The organism is Sediminibacillus halophilus, assembly GCF_900103695.1.
GTDB classification, from domain to species: Bacteria; Bacillota; Bacilli; order Bacillales; family Amphibacillaceae; genus Sediminibacillus; species Sediminibacillus halophilus.
Window position 1 is genome coordinate 46,543 of the sequence record NZ_FNHF01000007.1, and the last position, 16,717, is coordinate 63,259.

13 protein-coding genes and 1 other annotated feature are annotated in these 16,717 nt (G+C 43.2%); of the genes, 10 read left to right on the forward strand and 3 right to left on the reverse strand.

Going from position 1 to position 16,717, the window contains the following annotated elements; genetic code table 11:
* The first annotated feature begins 58 nt into the window (after window positions 1-58).
* The 9 genes from hemA to BLR82_RS18195 all read left to right on the forward strand — a co-directional run bounded on the left by hemA (window position 59) and on the right by BLR82_RS18195 (window position 12,496).
* Entirely contained in the window at window positions 59-1,429 is a 1,371-nt protein-coding gene (gene hemA, locus BLR82_RS18150; RefSeq protein ID WP_074600859.1) for a glutamyl-tRNA reductase, read from the forward strand.
* 59 nt (window positions 1,430-1,488) lie between these two features.
* Window positions 1,489-2,307 (forward strand): cytochrome C assembly family protein, encoded by an 819-nt coding sequence (locus BLR82_RS18155; protein ID WP_074600860.1) that lies wholly within the window; start codon window positions 1,489-1,491, stop codon window positions 2,305-2,307.
* A gap of 59 nt (window positions 2,308-2,366) precedes the next feature.
* Window positions 2,367-3,296 (forward strand): hydroxymethylbilane synthase, encoded by a 930-nt coding sequence (hemC, locus tag BLR82_RS18160; protein ID WP_074600861.1) that lies wholly within the window; start codon window positions 2,367-2,369, stop codon window positions 3,294-3,296.
* Complete coding sequence (locus BLR82_RS18165) at window positions 3,296-4,087, forward strand: uroporphyrinogen-III synthase (protein ID WP_074600862.1); 792 nt, start codon at window positions 3,296-3,298, stop codon at window positions 4,085-4,087. Before hemC ends, BLR82_RS18165 begins: the two co-directional genes overlap by 1 nt.
* 9 nt (window positions 4,088-4,096) lie before the next feature.
* A complete protein-coding gene (gene hemB / locus BLR82_RS18170) occupies window positions 4,097-5,071 on the forward strand; it encodes a porphobilinogen synthase (RefSeq protein WP_074600973.1) in 975 nt (324 codons plus the stop codon).
* A gap of 19 nt (window positions 5,072-5,090) precedes the next feature.
* Window positions 5,091-6,386 carry a glutamate-1-semialdehyde 2,1-aminomutase gene (gene hemL, locus BLR82_RS18175; RefSeq protein ID WP_074600863.1) on the forward strand — a complete coding sequence of 432 codons (1,296 nt, stop codon included), beginning with the start codon at window positions 5,091-5,093 and terminating at the stop codon, window positions 6,384-6,386.
* Window positions 6,387-6,781: 395 nt separating this feature from the next.
* The gene (gene spoVID / locus BLR82_RS18180) at window positions 6,782-7,924 is read left to right on the forward strand and encodes a stage VI sporulation protein D (protein WP_083334934.1); all 1,143 of its coding nucleotides are present in this window, start codon (window positions 6,782-6,784) and stop codon (window positions 7,922-7,924) included.
* Window positions 7,925-8,068: 144 nt separating this feature from the next.
* Window positions 8,069-9,088, forward strand: a complete 1,020-nt coding sequence (locus BLR82_RS18185; RefSeq protein WP_074600864.1) for a phosphotransferase — start codon at window positions 8,069-8,071, stop codon at window positions 9,086-9,088.
* 366 nt (window positions 9,089-9,454) lie between these two features.
* Window positions 9,455-9,686, forward strand: a binding site (T-box leader).
* Between the two features lie 158 nt (window positions 9,687-9,844).
* A complete protein-coding gene (locus BLR82_RS18195; RefSeq protein WP_074600866.1) occupies window positions 9,845-12,496 on the forward strand; it encodes a valine--tRNA ligase in 2,652 nt (883 codons plus the stop codon).
* 406 nt (window positions 12,497-12,902) lie between these two features.
* Here the strand turns inward: BLR82_RS18195 and BLR82_RS18200 are convergent, their stop codons facing one another.
* The 3 genes from BLR82_RS18200 to BLR82_RS18210 are packed head-to-tail and all read right to left on the reverse strand — an operon-like array spanning window position 12,903 to window position 15,176.
* Window positions 12,903-13,412, reverse strand: a complete 510-nt coding sequence (locus BLR82_RS18200) for a GNAT family N-acetyltransferase (RefSeq protein WP_074600867.1) — start codon at window positions 13,410-13,412, stop codon at window positions 12,903-12,905.
* Window positions 13,412-14,278 (reverse strand): ATP-grasp domain-containing protein, encoded by an 867-nt coding sequence (locus tag BLR82_RS18205; RefSeq protein WP_074600868.1) that lies wholly within the window; start codon window positions 14,276-14,278, stop codon window positions 13,412-13,414. Before BLR82_RS18205 ends, BLR82_RS18200 begins: the two co-directional genes overlap by 1 nt.
* A gap of 1 nt (window position 14,279) precedes the next feature.
* Window positions 14,280-15,176 carry an ATP-grasp domain-containing protein gene (locus tag BLR82_RS18210; RefSeq protein ID WP_074600869.1) on the reverse strand — a complete coding sequence of 299 codons (897 nt, stop codon included), beginning with the start codon at window positions 15,174-15,176 and terminating at the stop codon, window positions 14,280-14,282.
* A 169-nt stretch (window positions 15,177-15,345) separates the two neighbouring features.
* Between BLR82_RS18210 and BLR82_RS18215 the strand changes: the two genes are divergently transcribed.
* Complete coding sequence (locus tag BLR82_RS18215; RefSeq protein ID WP_074600870.1) at window positions 15,346-16,623, forward strand: bifunctional folylpolyglutamate synthase/dihydrofolate synthase; 1,278 nt, start codon at window positions 15,346-15,348, stop codon at window positions 16,621-16,623.
* The last annotated feature ends 94 nt before the right edge of the window (window positions 16,624-16,717 follow it).

Sequence of the window (16,717 nt, forward strand, 5' to 3'; positions counted from 1 at the left end):
GCATGTGGCTGCATCCGGCTGCGACAGTTTTTATACGTAATATTGGGGGTAGAATAAAGTGCATATTTTAGTTGTCGGAATAAACTACAGAACAGCCCCTGTGGAAGTTAGGGAAAAACTCACTTTTGAAAATCAAGATGTTTCACAAGCAATGAAGTCTTTGAATCAACAAAAAAGCGTTCTGGAAAATGTGATTATTTCCACATGCAACCGGACAGAGATTTATGCGGTGGTTGATCAACTTCATACAGGACGCTATTATATCAAGCAGTTCCTTGCAGAATGGTTTGACATGGACAAAGACTTCTTTTCTCCGCATCTGGCTATTTATGAAGCAGATGGAGCGATAGAACACTTGTTCAAAGTGACGAGCGGTCTTGATTCCATGGTTCTGGGAGAAACCCAGATTCTCGGTCAAATGAAGCAGGCATTTCTTTTGGCGCAAGAATCTGGAACAACCGGCACCATTTATAATGAACTTTTCAAACAAGCTGTTACACTGGCAAAGCGTGCTCACAAGGAAACAGAAATCGGTGATCACGCGGTATCCGTCAGTTATGCGGCCGTAGAGCTTGCCAAGAAGATATTTGGTGATTTGTTGAACAAGCATGTCGTCATTCTTGGTGCTGGAAAAATGGGGGAACTGGCAGCAAAAAATTTGCAGGGATCGGGTGTGGAAAAAGTGACGGTCATCAACCGCACGCTATCAAAGGCAGAAGCGCTTGCTGAGCAATTCTCCGGACAGGCACGTACATCCGATAGCCTTCCAGAAGTGCTGAAGGATGCAGATATACTGATCAGTTCTACCGGAGCAAACAATTATGTGTTGGACAAAGATTTGTTGGCACCAGTACACAAGCTGAGGAAGGGACGTCCCCTTTTTCTAGTCGATATTGCTGTGCCACGAGATATTGATCCGGTTCTTGGCGATCTTGACAGTGTGTTTTTATATGACATCGATGATTTGCAAGGAATTGTGGATGCTAACCTGGAAACAAGGAAGCAAGCCGCAGAGGCAATTGAATTGATGATAGAAGAAGAAATTGTTGTATTTAAGGAATGGCTTCAGACTAAGGGTGTGGTTCCAGTCATTTCTGCTTTGAGGGAAAAAGCGTTATCCATCCAGGCGGAAACCATGAAAAGCATTGAGCGTAAAATGCCGGATTTATCCGATCGCGAACGCAAGGTGCTGAACAAACATACGAAAAGTATCATCAATCAGATGCTGAAACAGCCGATTTTGCAAGCGAAAGAAATGGCAGGGAAGCCACAAGCGGAAGAATCCCTGCAAATGTTCATGCAAATTTTCGGTATTGAAGAGATGGTTCAAGAGGAATTGAACAAACAGTCCGGCGGCAAAGTCTTCAGCTTTGATCAAGGCTCAAAGGTGTCGCAAACGGTTGCTGTGCAAAAAGCTTCGACGAATTGAAACCAGTTAACCCCCGAAAAAGTGGGCTGTAATGCTATACAAATGAGAGGATTTCCCATATGCTGGAAATGAAGTGGCTTTATGAACTGATTCTTGTCATATACGGCGCTAGTGTGATGGGATACTTTATCGATTTTATTCAATACAACCGGAAGGCCAATCGGATTGCCTTCTGGTTGCTTAGTTTGGTGTGGGTTTTACAAACCTTGTTCCTAATTTATCAGCTGTTGCTTGAAGACAGCTTTCCGGTACTCAACATTTATGATGGGCTTTATTTTTATGCCTGGATACTCGTTACATTTTCTCTGTTGATCAACCGCTTTTTTCGAGTGGATTTGATAGTTTTTTTTACGAATCTGCTAGGTTTTTTCATTATGCTTCTCCATGTAGGGGCTAGTGCTCAAAATCTGGGAACAGAACGGGGAGTCCACCTTGTTAGTGAGTTGTTAATTGCCCATATCAGCCTAGCGCTATTATCCTATGGTTTTTTTACCGTTTCCTTTTTATTTTCAATTATGTACCTATTGCAATACCGTTTGCTGAAGGAAAAAAAAGGGTACAAATGGCTTCGTCGCTTCGGTGGGCTCGACCGGCTTGATACCTTGTCATTCCAAACGGTGACGGTAGGGGTTCCTACTCTTATGATCTCCATCATCCTGGGTATCGTTTGGGCGTATTCCTCGGGTGCGGAGTTTTATTGGAATGACTTTAAAACAATGGGCTCTATGTTCGTTTTGATTGTCTATATGGTCCACTTGATATTACGATTGGTGAAAGGGTATCAAGGCAGGACAATTGCTTTGTATAATACAGGGGCATTTTTGTTTCTGTTGATAAATTTCTTTTTATTCAGCATGCTGTCTAATTTTCACTTTTGAAAAGGTAGACCTGCTTTAGAATAAAATTGCTCTATTTTCATGATGTCAGGAGGATAACAATGCGCAAAATCGTAATCGGTTCCCGGAAAAGTAACCTGGCTTTGACCCAAACAGAATGGGTGATTGACCAATTGAAAAAAGCAGGGGTGCCATATGAGTTCGAAATCAAGAAAATTATGACCAAAGGGGATAAAATCCTTGATGTCACTCTTTCAAAAGTGGGCGGGAAGGGATTATTCGTCAAAGAAATAGAACAGGCGATGTTTGATAAGGAAATCGACATGGCTGTTCACAGTATGAAGGACATGCCTTCTCAACTACCTGAAGGACTTGTCATTTCTTCCATCCCGGTTCGTGAGGATCACCGTGATGCCTTTGTTTCCAATGACAAAGTATCTTTGACAGATCTTCCGGAAGGAGCGGTAGTCGGTACTAGCAGTTTGCGCAGGGCGGCGCAAGTACTGGCAGCCAGACCGGATGTCGAAATAAAGTCTATTCGCGGTAATATTGAAACCCGTCTTCGGAAGATGAAAGAAGAAGACTACGATGCCATTGTTCTGGCTGCTGCCGGGCTGATTCGTATGGGATGGGGAGAAGATATCGTAACCGAATTTCTTGATCCGGATCTTTGTGTTCCGGCCGTTGGGCAGGGAGCATTGGCTATTGAATGCAGAGAGGATGACCAGGAGCTGCGTGAACTGCTTCAGAAAATAAATGATCAGTACACGGCTCATACTGTCTCGGCTGAACGTACTTTCTTGCATTTGTTGGAAGGTGGGTGCCAAATTCCGATAGCAGGTTATGCTCATATGGAAGAAGACGAGGTTAACCTGACTGCACTTGTTGCCACTTCAGATGGAAAAACGGTTTTAAAGGAAGTCGTCAAAGGCAAAGATCCCGTGGAAGTCGGCAAAGAAGCTGCTGAGCGGATGAAGGCACGAGGAGCTCAGAAAATTGTCGATGACGCCAAAGAGGAGCTTGACCAATAATGGGCAAGCCTCTTACAGGCAAAAAAATTTTAATCACCCGCAGTGAACATCAGGCGGAGGATTTCGCAAGGAAATTAGAAGAAGCGGAAGCAGTTCCAATAATTGTTCCGCTTCTTCGCTTGCAAAAAAGGGAAGCACAATCGAGCAAACAAATCCTCTCCAAACTTCACGAATTTACATGGGTGTTTTTCACAAGTGCCAATGGCGTGAAGTTTTTTTTCGAGCAATTGAGAGACTGCGGTCTTAATGGGGAGCAGTTGGACAAAAACAGGGTGGCGGCAGTCGGCAGAAAAACTAGACAGGCTTTACATAAACATGGTTTATCCGTCGATTTTATTCCGGAAAAGTATTCTGGGAAGCGCATGGCCATCGAATTCATGAAGAAGTATCCTGATCCGGGTCCGGTTTTGCTTGTATGTGGTGGCTTGGCGAGACAGGATATTCCTCAACAGCTAGAACGGCAGCAGGTTTATTTTCAGAAAGCAGTGGTTTATGATACGCTGATAAATACAGTAGCCCGTGATAATCTTTTGTCTTTCATTAGAGAGGGAAAACTGGACGTCTACACATTTACCAGCCCCTCGACAGTCAAAGCGTTTATGAATTTAACGTCAGATGAACCGGAATTACAAGAAAAAGTTGTTTCAGAAGCGTTGACCGTATGCATCGGACCGACTACTAAAGAAGCTGCTGTAAAACAAGGGTTTACAAATATTCTTGTACCGCAAGACTACACGCTTGACGGTATGATTGAACAGCTTGCCAGGTATTTTGATACAGAAAGGGACTAGGTGAACGATATGAACGAGTTTAAAAGACATCGACGATTAAGAACATCAGCAGCCATGCGGGCGTTGGTCAGGGAAACACAGTTGTCGACTGACGATTTGATTTATCCGATATTTGTGATAGAAGGGGAAAGCATTAGACGGGAAGTTCCATCGATGCCTGGAGTATATCAGGTTTCGCTCGACAATCTCTCTGAAGAGATGGACAAGCTTGTCGAACTGGGCATTCGTTCCGTCTTGTTGTTCGGAATTCCAAAGGAGAAGGATGAGCAGGGAACCCAGGCTTACTGTGAAACAGGTATAGTTCAACAAGCATTGAGAAAAATCAAACAAGAATTTCCGCAGTTGATTACCATTGCGGATACTTGTCTCTGTGAATACACATCCCACGGCCATTGCGGAGTCATTCATGATGGGGACGTAGATAACGACGCTTCTCTTCCACTCCATGTCGAAACAGCCATCAGCCAGGCCAAAGCGGGAGCGGATATCATTGCTCCCTCTAATATGATGGACGGATTTGTTGCTGCTATCAGAGAAGGGTTGGATAATGCCGGGTTTAAACACATTCCGATTATGTCGTACGCAGTTAAATATGCATCGGCTTACTATGGTCCATTTCGTGATGCAGCGGACAGTACACCGCAATTCGGCGACAGAAAGACATACCAGATGGATCCATCCAACAGAATGGAGGCTTTTCGAGAAGCGGCTTCCGACATGGAAGAAGGTGCGGATTTCCTTATTGTCAAGCCAGCGATGTCTTACTTGGACATCATGAGGGAAGTCAAAGACCGTTTTAATGCACCGTTGGTCGCTTATAACGTAAGTGGAGAATATTCAATGGTGAAGGCAGCAGCGCAAAATGGCTGGATCAATGAGCGGGAATTGGTGATGGAAAAACTGACTTCGATGAAACGCGCGGGTGCAGATTTAATCGTCACCTATTTTGCTAAAGATGTAGCAAAATGGTTAAAAGAAGAATAATCGTTGGAGGTAGTGGATAATGGCTAATTATGATCGTTCTAAGCATGCTTATCAGGAAGCGGTGGATTTGATGCCCGGAGGGGTTAACTCACCTGTCAGAGCCTTTAAATCAGTAGGAATGAATCCATTATTTATGGAACGAGGGAAAGGCTCGAAGATATGGGACATCGATGGCAATGAATATATCGACTATGTCCTAAGCTGGGGACCGTTGATTTTAGGACATGCCAATGAAAGGGTGGTCAATCGGTTAAAGGAAGTGACCGAGCTCGGTACCAGCTTTGGTGCTCCGACCGAGATCGAAAACAAGCTGGCACAATTGGTAATTGATCGGGTACCTTCGATTGAGATGGTTCGGATGGTCAACTCTGGAACCGAAGCGACCATGAGTGCATTGCGACTTGCACGCGGTTATACCGGAAGGGACAAGATTTTAAAATTTGAAGGCAATTACCACGGTCACGGTGACTCGCTGTTAATCAAGGCCGGTTCCGGTGTTGCTACGCTAGGTCTTCCGGATAGCCCGGGAGTGCCAGAGTCGATTGCTCAAAACACAATCACTGTTCCATACAATGACACTGAAAGCGTCCGCTACGTTTTTGAACAATTTGGTGATGACCTGGCGGCCGTCATTGTGGAACCAGTATCCGGAAACATGGGGGTTGTTCCGCCGCAAGGGGACTTTTTACAAGACTTGCGTCAATTGACAGAAGATAATGGTACACTGCTCATATTTGACGAAGTTATGACAGGATTCCGTGTCGGTTTTAACAGTGCGCAAGGTCATTTCGGTGTAACGCCAGATTTGACTTGTCTCGGAAAAGTAATCGGCGGCGGATTGCCGGTAGGTGCTTACGGTGGTAAACGTGAAATTATGGAGCGTGTTGCACCGACAGGCGATATTTATCAGGCTGGTACTCTATCTGGCAATCCGTTGGCAATGACGGCTGGATATGAAACGTTAAGTCTTATGGATCAAGCTGCCTACAATCAGATCAGCGATACGGTAGACAAACTTATCGAAGGATATAAGCAGGCATCTGAAGATTATGGTGTGCCGATTTGTGTCAACCGTGCAGGATCTATGGTTGGAATCTTTTTCACTAAAGCCGATGTCATTAATTACGAAACAGCTAAATCGGCAAACCTTGATCACTTCGCAAGTTATTATCGTTCGATGGCGGAACAAGGCATTTTCCTGCCACCGTCTCAATTCGAAGGAATATTCTTGTCAGTAGCCCATACGGACGAGGACATAGAAAAGACAATCCAGGCAGCCAGAAACGCATTTGAAAAAATCAGCAAAAATCAATAAAAATACAAGCATCCTGCCCCTTCGCAGGATGCTTTTTTTGTGGAAACGCCGGATTCGGGGGTCAGTCCCCGTATATCCTCTAATCTTGTTACAAGATTAGAGAGGGACAGACCTATTTCGTTGGGATTACTGAATTCAAGGCTTTTAGAATGATAAGTGGTGGAAATCCCCCCTTTTGGGGGACAGTCCCCACAGCATCATCTGGACCCGCTTTTGCATGGATAGGGACTGACCCCCATCTGCTGCACCATAGTGCCTCTAGATCCATCGTTCAAATCGAATTCTAAGCTTCTCCTGCCTACCTAGCGGGTTTTGGCATAATTTCATGGCGAAGGTCATATATCTTAAGGGAGAGAGTGTTCGAGGTTTATGGATCTTGAAGGGAGGAGTAAGTTTTGGCAGAAGGTGGTCAATCCGTGTTTACGTTTGATTTGAATGAATCTGTCTGGTTCAAAAAAGGACAGGAAGTTGATGAAATGATGGGAATATCCCTGGATCCGGAAATTTCTATTCAAGAGATGGGTGATTTTGTATCGATCAGGGGTGTAATTGAGTTGAAAGGGGAGTACTTTCAGGTGAAGAGTCAGGGGCAATCTGATGAAGATGCTGACTCTTTCAGAGAGCATCCTTCCCATCGGCTGGTTGATCAAATAGAAGCTTATGAAGATGGTGTAAACGAGTTTTTTCACCATTTTCCAGTCGAAGTATCCATACCAAAATATCGAGTCCGTTCACTGGATGAGGTGAGGGTAGGAATTGAGTCGTTTGATTATGAGTTGCCTGCATCCAACCAATTGAAATTAAATGCATCCTTGGCGATCCACGGCGTTACGGAGCAGCGGCAGGAAAGTACCCCCGAGATTGAAACAGAGACTGACACGGCAGAGCAAGCGGAAGCAGAGGAAGAAGCAGAAGCAGAAGCTTTGCTGGAAGATACAGAATTTGAAACTGCAGAGGAAGCACGTGACACCACGGTTCCTGATATACCAATATTGGAAGCAGTAAAAGAAGAGCCGGCAGTTGAAACAGAAGAGCAGGAAGTTTTCCGATTTGATGTAAAAGAAAAAGCGGAGAGCCCCGATGAGGGATACGAGCGCGTACAAGATGCTGTCGATCAAGATTCATTACGGAGCGAAAAGGAACAGGAAAAAGACAGATGGAAACAGAAAACCCAATCACTGGCAGAGTTCTTCGGTAAAGTGGAAGAAGTAGAGGAATCTGCTGAATCGAGCAATACAGAATATGAAAGCTACGATGGGAAATCCGATGAAGAGTATGAAGACGCCTTGGAATCGAGTGAGGAATCTTCAGAAGGAAGGGAAGGAGAAAAACCGGATACTCGCTATTTATTGAACATATTCGATAATAAAGAAGAACGGTATGCCCGGCTGAAAATGTGTATCGTACAGGAAAGCGATACGCTTGCTTCATTAGCAGAGAAGTACAAGGTTTCACCTCTTCATATTTCGAAATCGAATCGTTTAGGTGACGATGATATAGAAGAAGGGCAAATTCTCTATATACCTGTTAAGAAGTGAAGAGCTTATAAGAAAATCCCTTGCCAACCAGAAGCGGTCAAGGGATTTCTTACGTAACAAAAAATTCGACAGAAAGCTTTTAAAAAAAATCAATGACCGCGTCAAATCCAAATAAGGAATGGAGAGTTTTTAGGAGGGAGATCGGTGGAATGGATACAAACCGTTTTACAGGAATATCAAATCGGTCCAGCTGAAATTGTACCAATAACAAGCCGATTGTATAAAATTCATACGTTTGATTATACCTTTGCCCTAAAACGATCTCGCATGAAACCAGAGGACCTTTCTGGCTGGGAAAATGTTTATCGGCAGGCTAACTTGCACAGGCTCTCTTCCATCGTTCCTGTCTATTTGACTGAAAAAGGACAATTATATGTTTCTTATGAAAAGGATATTTATTATTTGTATCCCTGGCAGGATAAGCTGGAAAGAGATGAGCCAGTCCATGAACTAGAAGGTTTTTACAGGGAACTGGCGAATATTCATGCTATAACGATGGAAGAACATGCTATCAATCAGGAACTGGTTCAGGATACAGTCGCTAATGAATTACAACAATTGGAGTCCCGTCGGGCAGATTTACTCGAACATGTAGAACTGTTTGAAGCACGCCGTTATATGTCACCGTTTGAACTAGAAGTTTGCACTCATTATCGAGATATCGAGATCGCATTTTCTAAAACTGCTGTATGGCTTGAGGCTTACATGGAAGATTTGCAAAGGGACCAAATTGGCAGAACGTGTCTGTGTCATGGAAATTTACGACCCTCACATTTGTTAACTGCCCAGGAACAAGCAAAGTTTATCAATTGGGAACATGCCTTCACTGGTAATCCTGTACAAGATTTATCGATTTACTTTCAACAGGAATGGCAATTCCATGATTATTCCCTTCAGGATACTTTGCAGTCTTTCCCGCTATATGAAAAGCAGAACCGTTTGCTACAGAGTGAGAAATCCCTTTTGGCTATTTTATCTATCAATCCGTCTAATTACCTGGACACAGTGGAAGATCACCTCCGGCATCCGTATAACGGACCGCTTGCATTTCAAATAAGAGACTTGGAGCGGACTTACCGCAGGTTGTACCATGGCCTGAAGTTCCAGGAAGTACTTGAAGGTCAACGCAAGGAATACTTGGAAAAGCTGGAGGAAGAAGATTAAATCCATTCCATATAAAATGCAACAAAAACCCCGACAAACAAACCGAGAAGGAAAACGTCCAATGTAGTGGGAAAAAATAAAGTCCGGATCAGTTGAAAGATCATGATCGGCAGGGTAGCCCTTTCGCATACGACAAGCCAATATCTACACCATGGAGGGAGCTTATATCGGTAATAGCGAGCCAATGACTTTCACTCCTTTTCTTAGCCTTTTGGTGTATCCTATGAAACAGAAATCAATTTGGTACTTAAAAGCAAGAACAAATCATTATTTCAGCCCGATTTTTGTTGTCCGTCTATTTTTATCATCTTTTTGTTGACTTGATAGCTGAAATTTGGATAAAATAAGGAATATAAATTGAAAACCATAAATGCCGTGAACGGGAAGAGTACAATACAACGCCTTTAGAGAGGGGAACCATTAGCTGAGAGGTTGTCCAGGATGGTTGTTATTGGAAGGTCGCCCGGGATGCAGCTTCCTTGAAATGGAGTAAAGGAAGCCGGTTTACAGCCGTTAAAACATTCGAGTGTGCAGATTGGATGTGTCCGTCTGTAAACAAAGGTGGTACCACGGAAATTCAGCCCTTTTCGTCCTTTAGGATGAGGAGGGCTTTTGTATGTTGTCTGAAAGTATAAGACTTGGCTGGACTAAGGTGTTTTTCTTATATGAAAGGATTTTCCAGACGGTTTAATGCTGTCATGGTACCATCTTTTATTTTATCCGCAAGGAATTTATGGAAGCAGGAGGTATAACGAAATGGATGAAAATAAACAAGAGCATTCGCTGCCGACTAAATATGATCCACAAGCAGTCGAAAGTGACCGTTATCGATTCTGGGTGGAAGGGAAGTATTTCGAAGCGGACGGTGATGAGAAGAAAAAACCTTTCACGATTGTCATTCCACCACCCAATGTTACCGGAAAGCTGCATATTGGTCATGCTTGGGATACAACTTTACAGGATTTGATTACAAGGATGAAGCGAATGCAGGGGTATGATGTACTTTGGTTGCCTGGGATGGATCATGCAGGCATCGCTACCCAAGCTAAAATCGAGGCAAAGCTTAAGGAAGAAGGGCAAAATCGTTACGATTTAGGCCGCGAAAAGTTCCTTGAAAAATCATGGGAGTGGAAAGAAGAATATGCAGCCTTTATCCGTCGCCAGTGGGCCAAGCTGGGCCTGGGTCTGGATTATTCACGTGAACGCTTTACCCTTGATGAAGGTTTGTCAGAAGCCGTTAAAGAAGTGTTTGTTACGTTATATAACAAAGGATTAATTTATCGCGGAGAGTATATTATTAATTGGGATCCGACAACTCAAACAGCGCTCTCGGATATTGAAGTAATCCATGAAGAAATTCAGGGGCATTTTTATCACATGAAGTATCCATTGAAGGATGGTAGCGGGCACATCGAGATAGCGACTACCCGACCTGAAACTATGCTCGGCGACAGTGCTGTTGCTGTCCATCCGAAAGATGAAAGGTATCAGCATTTGATCGGCAAAAAAGTTGTCCTGCCGATAGTTGGCCGTGAAATTGAAATAGTTGCCGATGATTATGTCGATATGGAGTTTGGATCTGGTGCAGTGAAAATTACACCTGCCCATGATCCGAATGATTTTGAAATCGGAAATCGCCATAATTTGGAACGAATCCTGGTTATGAATGAAGATGGAACGATGAATGAAAATGCAGGAAGCTACCAGGGCATGGATCGATTTGAGTGCAGGAAGCAATTGATTAAGGATCTCCAAGAACAGGATGTATTGTTTAAAATAGAGGAACATATGCATTCAGTCGGTCATTCGGAGCGCAGTGGGGCTGTGGTCGAGCCATATTTGTCTACGCAATGGTTTGTCAAAATGCAACCACTGGCTGATGCTGCTGTCGAGTTGCAGTCGGATCAAGAAGAAAAAGTTAATTTCGTTCCTGAACGGTTTGAACGCACCTATTTAAATTGGATGGAAAATATACGAGATTGGTGTATTTCCCGTCAGCTATGGTGGGGACATCGTATACCTGCCTGGTATCACAAGGAAACGGGAGAAGTTTATGTAGGAAAGCAGGCACCGGAAGACATTGAGAATTGGGAACAGGATGAAGACGTACTTGATACATGGTTTTCATCTGCATTGTGGCCATTCTCGACAATGAACTGGCCGGACAAAGAGGCGGAGGATTTCAAGCGGTACTTCCCGACGGATGCGCTTGTTACTGGCTATGATATTATCTTCTTCTGGGTTTCGAGAATGATTTTCCAATCAAAACAATTCACCGGTAAACGTCCGTTTAAAGACGTATTGATTCATGGTCTTGTTCGTGCGGCTGACGGTAGAAAAATGAGTAAATCCCTTGGCAATGGTGTCGACCCGATGGATGTTATCGATAAATATGGTGCAGACTCTCTTCGCTACTTCCTGTTGACTGGAACAACTCCAGGACAGGATTTGCGGTTCCAATGGGAAAAGGTTGAATCTACCTGGAATTTTGCCAACAAGATTTGGAATGCTTCCCGGTTCGCTTTGATGAACATGGGGGATTTACGATATGATCAAATCGACTTGACCGGAGAGAAGTCGGTTGCTGATGAATGGATTCTCACTCGCTTGAACCAAACCATAGAACAGGTTACCAAAAATGCGGATAAATATGAATTTGGTGAGGCTGGACGACAGCTGTACAATTTTATCTGGGATGAGTTATGTGACTGGTATATTGAAATGGCTAAGCTGCCATTGTATGGTGAAGATGAACAAGCGAAGCATACGACAAGATCGGTCCTTGCATATGTGCTTGATCAAACGATGAGGATGCTGCACCCATTTATGCCGTTTATTACAGAGGAAATATGGCAGCACTTGCCTCATGAAGGAGAATCGATTACGAGAGCTTCCTGGCCGGTTGTAAGAAGGGAACTTCACAATGAAGAAGCAGCTCAGGAAATGCAACAGTTGGTTGCCATCATCCGCTCTGTAAGAAATATCAGAGCTGAGGTCGATACACCGATGTCGAAGCAAGTTCAACTGCTTATTCAAACGGAAAACCAGCCTATAGCTGAAAAGCTGGAGAAAAACCGTCATTATCTAGAACGATTCTGTAATACGAGCAAATTGGAAATTGCGGACAATATCGATGCACCTGAAAAAGCAATGTCTGCCGTAGTAACAGGAGCAGAGTTATTTCTTCCGCTTGAAGGTTTGATCGATATCGATAAAGAAATAGAGCGACTCAAAAAAGAACTCGAGAAATGGAATAAAGAAGTAGATCGAGTTGAAAAGAAACTTTCGAATCAAGGATTTGTCAGCAAGGCTCCAGCAAGCGTAGTCGAGGAAGAAAAACAAAAACAGGCAGATTATTTGGAGAAGCGTGCAAAAGTCCAAGCTAGACTTGATGAACTACAATCTTGAGAAATGTAGAAAAAAACACAGGGGTGTTTGTCATGACCCCCTGTGTTTTTACATGGTTGGAATTTTATCATTGTGGATATGTTACCACCTTGGGCAATACCCGCCGACTTATCGATTTGTAGATCCTATTTCACGAAAACTAAAGACGATCTTTCCTTTTCTTAAAGTATATTTTTCATATATTTTGTTGCTCATTTAATTTGAACAACGCAGTAATTTTCTTTGTAGTCCTTGGTCCTTTTTATAGTAGTGGTGTAGTCAGGCGCTGCGGAAAGCAAAGTATGCCATTGAAGCGGTGGTTAACATTCTTTCTGAATAGGCAATGGAACTTCCCATCACAGTTACTGCGTTGTTTATACCTTATGTTCAAAATCAACCATCTTTAAAAAAATAGAGATTTTCTTATTTACAAAAGGTGGTCGACCTCGGCCCAGCCTAGAGCTGTTTCAAAGGCTTCCAGTTCCGCAAGGTAATTACGATCGACAGGTTTTGCACCTAAATGCTCGTAAAAGCCCTTGGCAGGGTTTTCTTCCAGAACCCACACCAACAAGGAGTCACATCCATCAGTCTGTAACTGTTCGGCTATCGCACGGACAAGCTTTCTACCAATTTGGAGATGGTGATATTCATCGAGTATGTATAAGCTGTAAATTTCGCCATTATAGGGATAATCACCGCTTCTTTCCGGTCCTCCATTAACAAAACCGACTATTTGACCATCTGTCGTCTCGGCCACAAATATATAATGTTGCGGATCGACTAGACGCTTTTTGAAGGCAGCACTGCGCTGCTGGTAGGTTATTTTATCCAATATCTTCTCTGGTATAATTCCACGATAAGTGGAAAACCAAGAATCGACACTGACTTTGGCGATTGCTTCGGCCTCGTCTATTGCTGCTTTCCGGATACGAACCATCAAGTTTCCTCCTTGTTTATTTGGATTAGGATCAATTTTACATATTTTTCTAAAAGATTGATTTCACTAACTCTGCTTAACGTTCTGCTGCCAACGACATCTTCTATTTCATTGAACAACAAGGTACCAGAATTAGAAAACAAAAAGTCGATTCCGACCAGGGAAAAAGGAAAATGATTGACAATCTTACGAATCAAACGTATTTCTTCTGCAGACAATTCATACCACTCAGCGGTGCCGCCAAGTTTATAATTGGCCCGAAAATCATGTTCATTACTACGGAGGACGGCTCCGACAATTTCTTTCCCAACGACAAACACTCGCAAATCCTTACCGGGCAATACCGCACATCCCTGTATAATAATGTCTGATGACTCGATTTTTTGTCTGACAGACAGCCAGTCATCGAGATCGTTTATTTTGTAAACCTGCTGTCCACCTTTTCCTGTGGCTTCTTTCACAACGAATGGCACGGGAACAGGCAAGTGTTCACTTAGCAGATTTTTTTGCAGAAAGATGGTATCGACCATCGGAATACCCAGGGCTGTCAATCTTTGATGGGTAACTGCTTTATTGTTGCACAGGTAAGAAACTTCAGAGGAATTGAAAACAGGTATTCCGAGCATTTCGAGCTGTTTATTTAGTAATGGTTCGATGGTGCGGACGACACAAAAATCGGGAAATTTCATGTTTTCAGCGGTTTTAACGATCAATTTACCTTCAAAGATACCGACGGTCAGTTCCTCCCGATAAACGAGAAGTAGCTTGATGTCCTGTTTTTCACACTCTTGGATGAACCAATCGATATAAGCTTTGTTGATAGCAGCATCTTCCTGTTTATAAATCAGCCAACCTGTTGCTTGCATCTTATCCCTCCTGAAGCTTTTCCACAATATAATCGATGATCCAATCCGCTACATTAATACGAGTACAGTCGAATATATTGCGGATATGCGCATTGGAGTTCACTTCACAGACAAGTGGAGTTTCTTCAGGACCAAACAGAAGATCGACTCCGGCAAAGTCTGTACCTACAGCACGGGAAGCAGCTATCGCCAATTCTATTTCTTTTTTGGTCGGTTGGTACTCTTCCATGGAGCCGCCCGCACTTACATTCGCCCGAAAGTCATTGGAAGAAGTGCGCTTCATCGCAGCAACCACTTTGTCCCCGACCACATTCAGCCGTACATCCTTTCCATAACTGGAAGAGATGAATTCCTGTAAAATAAACGGTCGGTCCTGGAGTTCTACTACTTTTTCTATCAATTCTTGTTCTGTCTCTACCAGATAAACTTGCTCGCCAAATGATCCGAATGCTTCTTTTATAACAAGTGGATAACCGAGCATTTTTCCGGATTTGATAAAACTTGCGGTTTCCAAAGCGCGGGGATTAGGGAAAATCTTTGGTCCTGCAATGGATTTCGGAATAGGCAGATGGTGGGCTGACAGCGCTTGATAGGTAGCGATTTTATCATCACACAGACTGATTGCCTCTGCACTGTTGAATACGGGTATGCCCAGTAGTTCCAGTTGTTTAGCCAAGTGTATATCTTTATCGCCAAACACGACAAAATCAGGTCGTCTGTAATATTCCGGGAAAATCGTCCCGCCAGTCTGCTGATGTAAAGCGAGCATTTCATTATTCTTGATTAACGTCAGCTGGATATTTTTTTCGTTAGCTGCTGCCTGTATCCATTCCGCAAAATCTTTGAATTTCGTACCAGGCAGGTGTCCATTGTAAACAACCCATCCATTTTTTACCATGTTATTCTCCTTTTTCGTCTTCTAGTGATAGTATATAATGAGCATGCGTATCTATAAACAAGCAATTCCGTTAGTTGCTATATTATATTTTAAAAAGGTTTCAAGTTTTTGAAAAGCAAAAGTGTCCAAGAAAAGATAGATGAAATGGAAAAAATACGGGGGTTTCACGATGTTCAGCAATTATCAGGAAGTAAAGATGTTTTTGGAGGGACGAGAACAACTTGGCGTAAAACCCGGTCTTGAACGTGTACAGTTTCTCTTGGAAAGGCTGGGCAATCCGGAACGAACCATACGTGCTATTCATGTTGCAGGGACGAATGGCAAGGGTTCAACGACTACTTACATAAAGGAAATGTTCGGGAGCGGCGGCTGGAAGGTCGGTACTTATACAACCCCGCACATCACGGGACTAAAAGGAGAAATCGAAATTGATGGAAAGCAGATGACAGACACCCAGTCCGTCCAATTGGTCAATCGGATGTTACCTGCCATTCAAGCTTTAGATGAAATCGGAAATCCTCCGACTGCCTTTGAAATCAAAACCGTAGCTGCTTTTTGTTTTCTGGATGAAAATGCGGAAATTAGCGTAATTGAGACAGGAATGGGTGGCAAAGAGGATGCCACCAATTGCTTTACACCAATCCTTTCCATCATCACCAATGTAGGTCTGGATCATCAGCGGATCCTTGGGGAAACCATTGCTGCCATTGCCGGTCATAAGGCGGGTATCATCAAGCAGCATGTTCCGCTTATTCTGGGAGATGTTACCGAGGAAGCAGCAGCAGTGATTTTAAAAACAGCAAAGGACCTTTGCTCTCCTGTCTACCAAATTTTCAAGAATTTTACCTTGACGAAAGTGAAGGCTGAACACCCGGAAAATACGGAATTCACATTTAAATACAACGGATTGTCACTCGAAGCGGTCATTTCGATGGCAGGTAGACATCAAGTGAAAAATGCAGCGTTGGCTCTTATGGCTGTAAAGCTTTTAGAAAATCGCTTTCCAATGGATTGGACGAGAGTATTACAGGGATTGAAACATGCTGCTATTCAAGGTCGATTTGAAAAAATTCATGACCACCCGGCCGTCATCATCGATGCGGCTCATAATCCAGAAGGAATGGCAGCTTTTTTATCGACTGTGGAACATTTTTATCCTAACAAGAAGAAGCAATTACTATTTGCAGCTTTTAAAGACAAGCCTCTTCACAAGATGCTTTCACAGTTGGGAAATGACTTTCAATATGTCCATTTTACTAGCTTCCCGCACGAACGGGCAGCTTCCGCTGAGGTCTTGCAGACATACTATCCAGAAAAAAACAGCAAGATAGATAAGTGGGAAGATGTTATCCAAAACCATTTGGAATCAACGGGAGAATCCATTTTATTTATCACCGGGTCCTTATATTTCATAGAATTAGTCAGAAAATTCTTTGTTAAACCTTGATAAGTATGGTATTTTAAATTTAGGAAATTAAATAAGGCTTAAGACCTAAGTTTGATGGTGTGAAAGTGATAGAGAAGTCGGGGAGATGCTGAGA

Coding starts and splice junctions, on each gene's coding strand:
- hemL (WP_074600863.1), top strand. CDS start 5,091: ATGGCTAATTATGATCGTTCTAAGCATGCTTATCAGGAAGCGGTGGAT.
- BLR82_RS18215 (WP_074600870.1), top strand. CDS start 15,346: ATGTTCAGCAATTATCAGGAAGTAAAGATGTTTTTGGAGGGACGAGAA.
- BLR82_RS18205 (WP_074600868.1), bottom strand. CDS start 14,278: ATGCAAGCAACAGGTTGGCTGATTTATAAACAGGAAGATGCTGCTATC.
- BLR82_RS18195 (WP_074600866.1), top strand. CDS start 9,845: ATGGATGAAAATAAACAAGAGCATTCGCTGCCGACTAAATATGATCCA.
- BLR82_RS18210 (WP_074600869.1), bottom strand. CDS start 15,176: ATGGTAAAAAATGGATGGGTTGTTTACAATGGACACCTGCCTGGTACG.
- hemC (WP_074600861.1), top strand. CDS start 2,367: ATGCGCAAAATCGTAATCGGTTCCCGGAAAAGTAACCTGGCTTTGACC.
- hemB (WP_074600973.1), top strand. CDS start 4,097: ATGAACGAGTTTAAAAGACATCGACGATTAAGAACATCAGCAGCCATG.
- BLR82_RS18155 (WP_074600860.1), top strand. CDS start 1,489: ATGCTGGAAATGAAGTGGCTTTATGAACTGATTCTTGTCATATACGGC.
- BLR82_RS18200 (WP_074600867.1), bottom strand. CDS start 13,412: ATGGTTCGTATCCGGAAAGCAGCAATAGACGAGGCCGAAGCAATCGCC.
- BLR82_RS18165 (WP_074600862.1), top strand. CDS start 3,296: ATGGGCAAGCCTCTTACAGGCAAAAAAATTTTAATCACCCGCAGTGAA.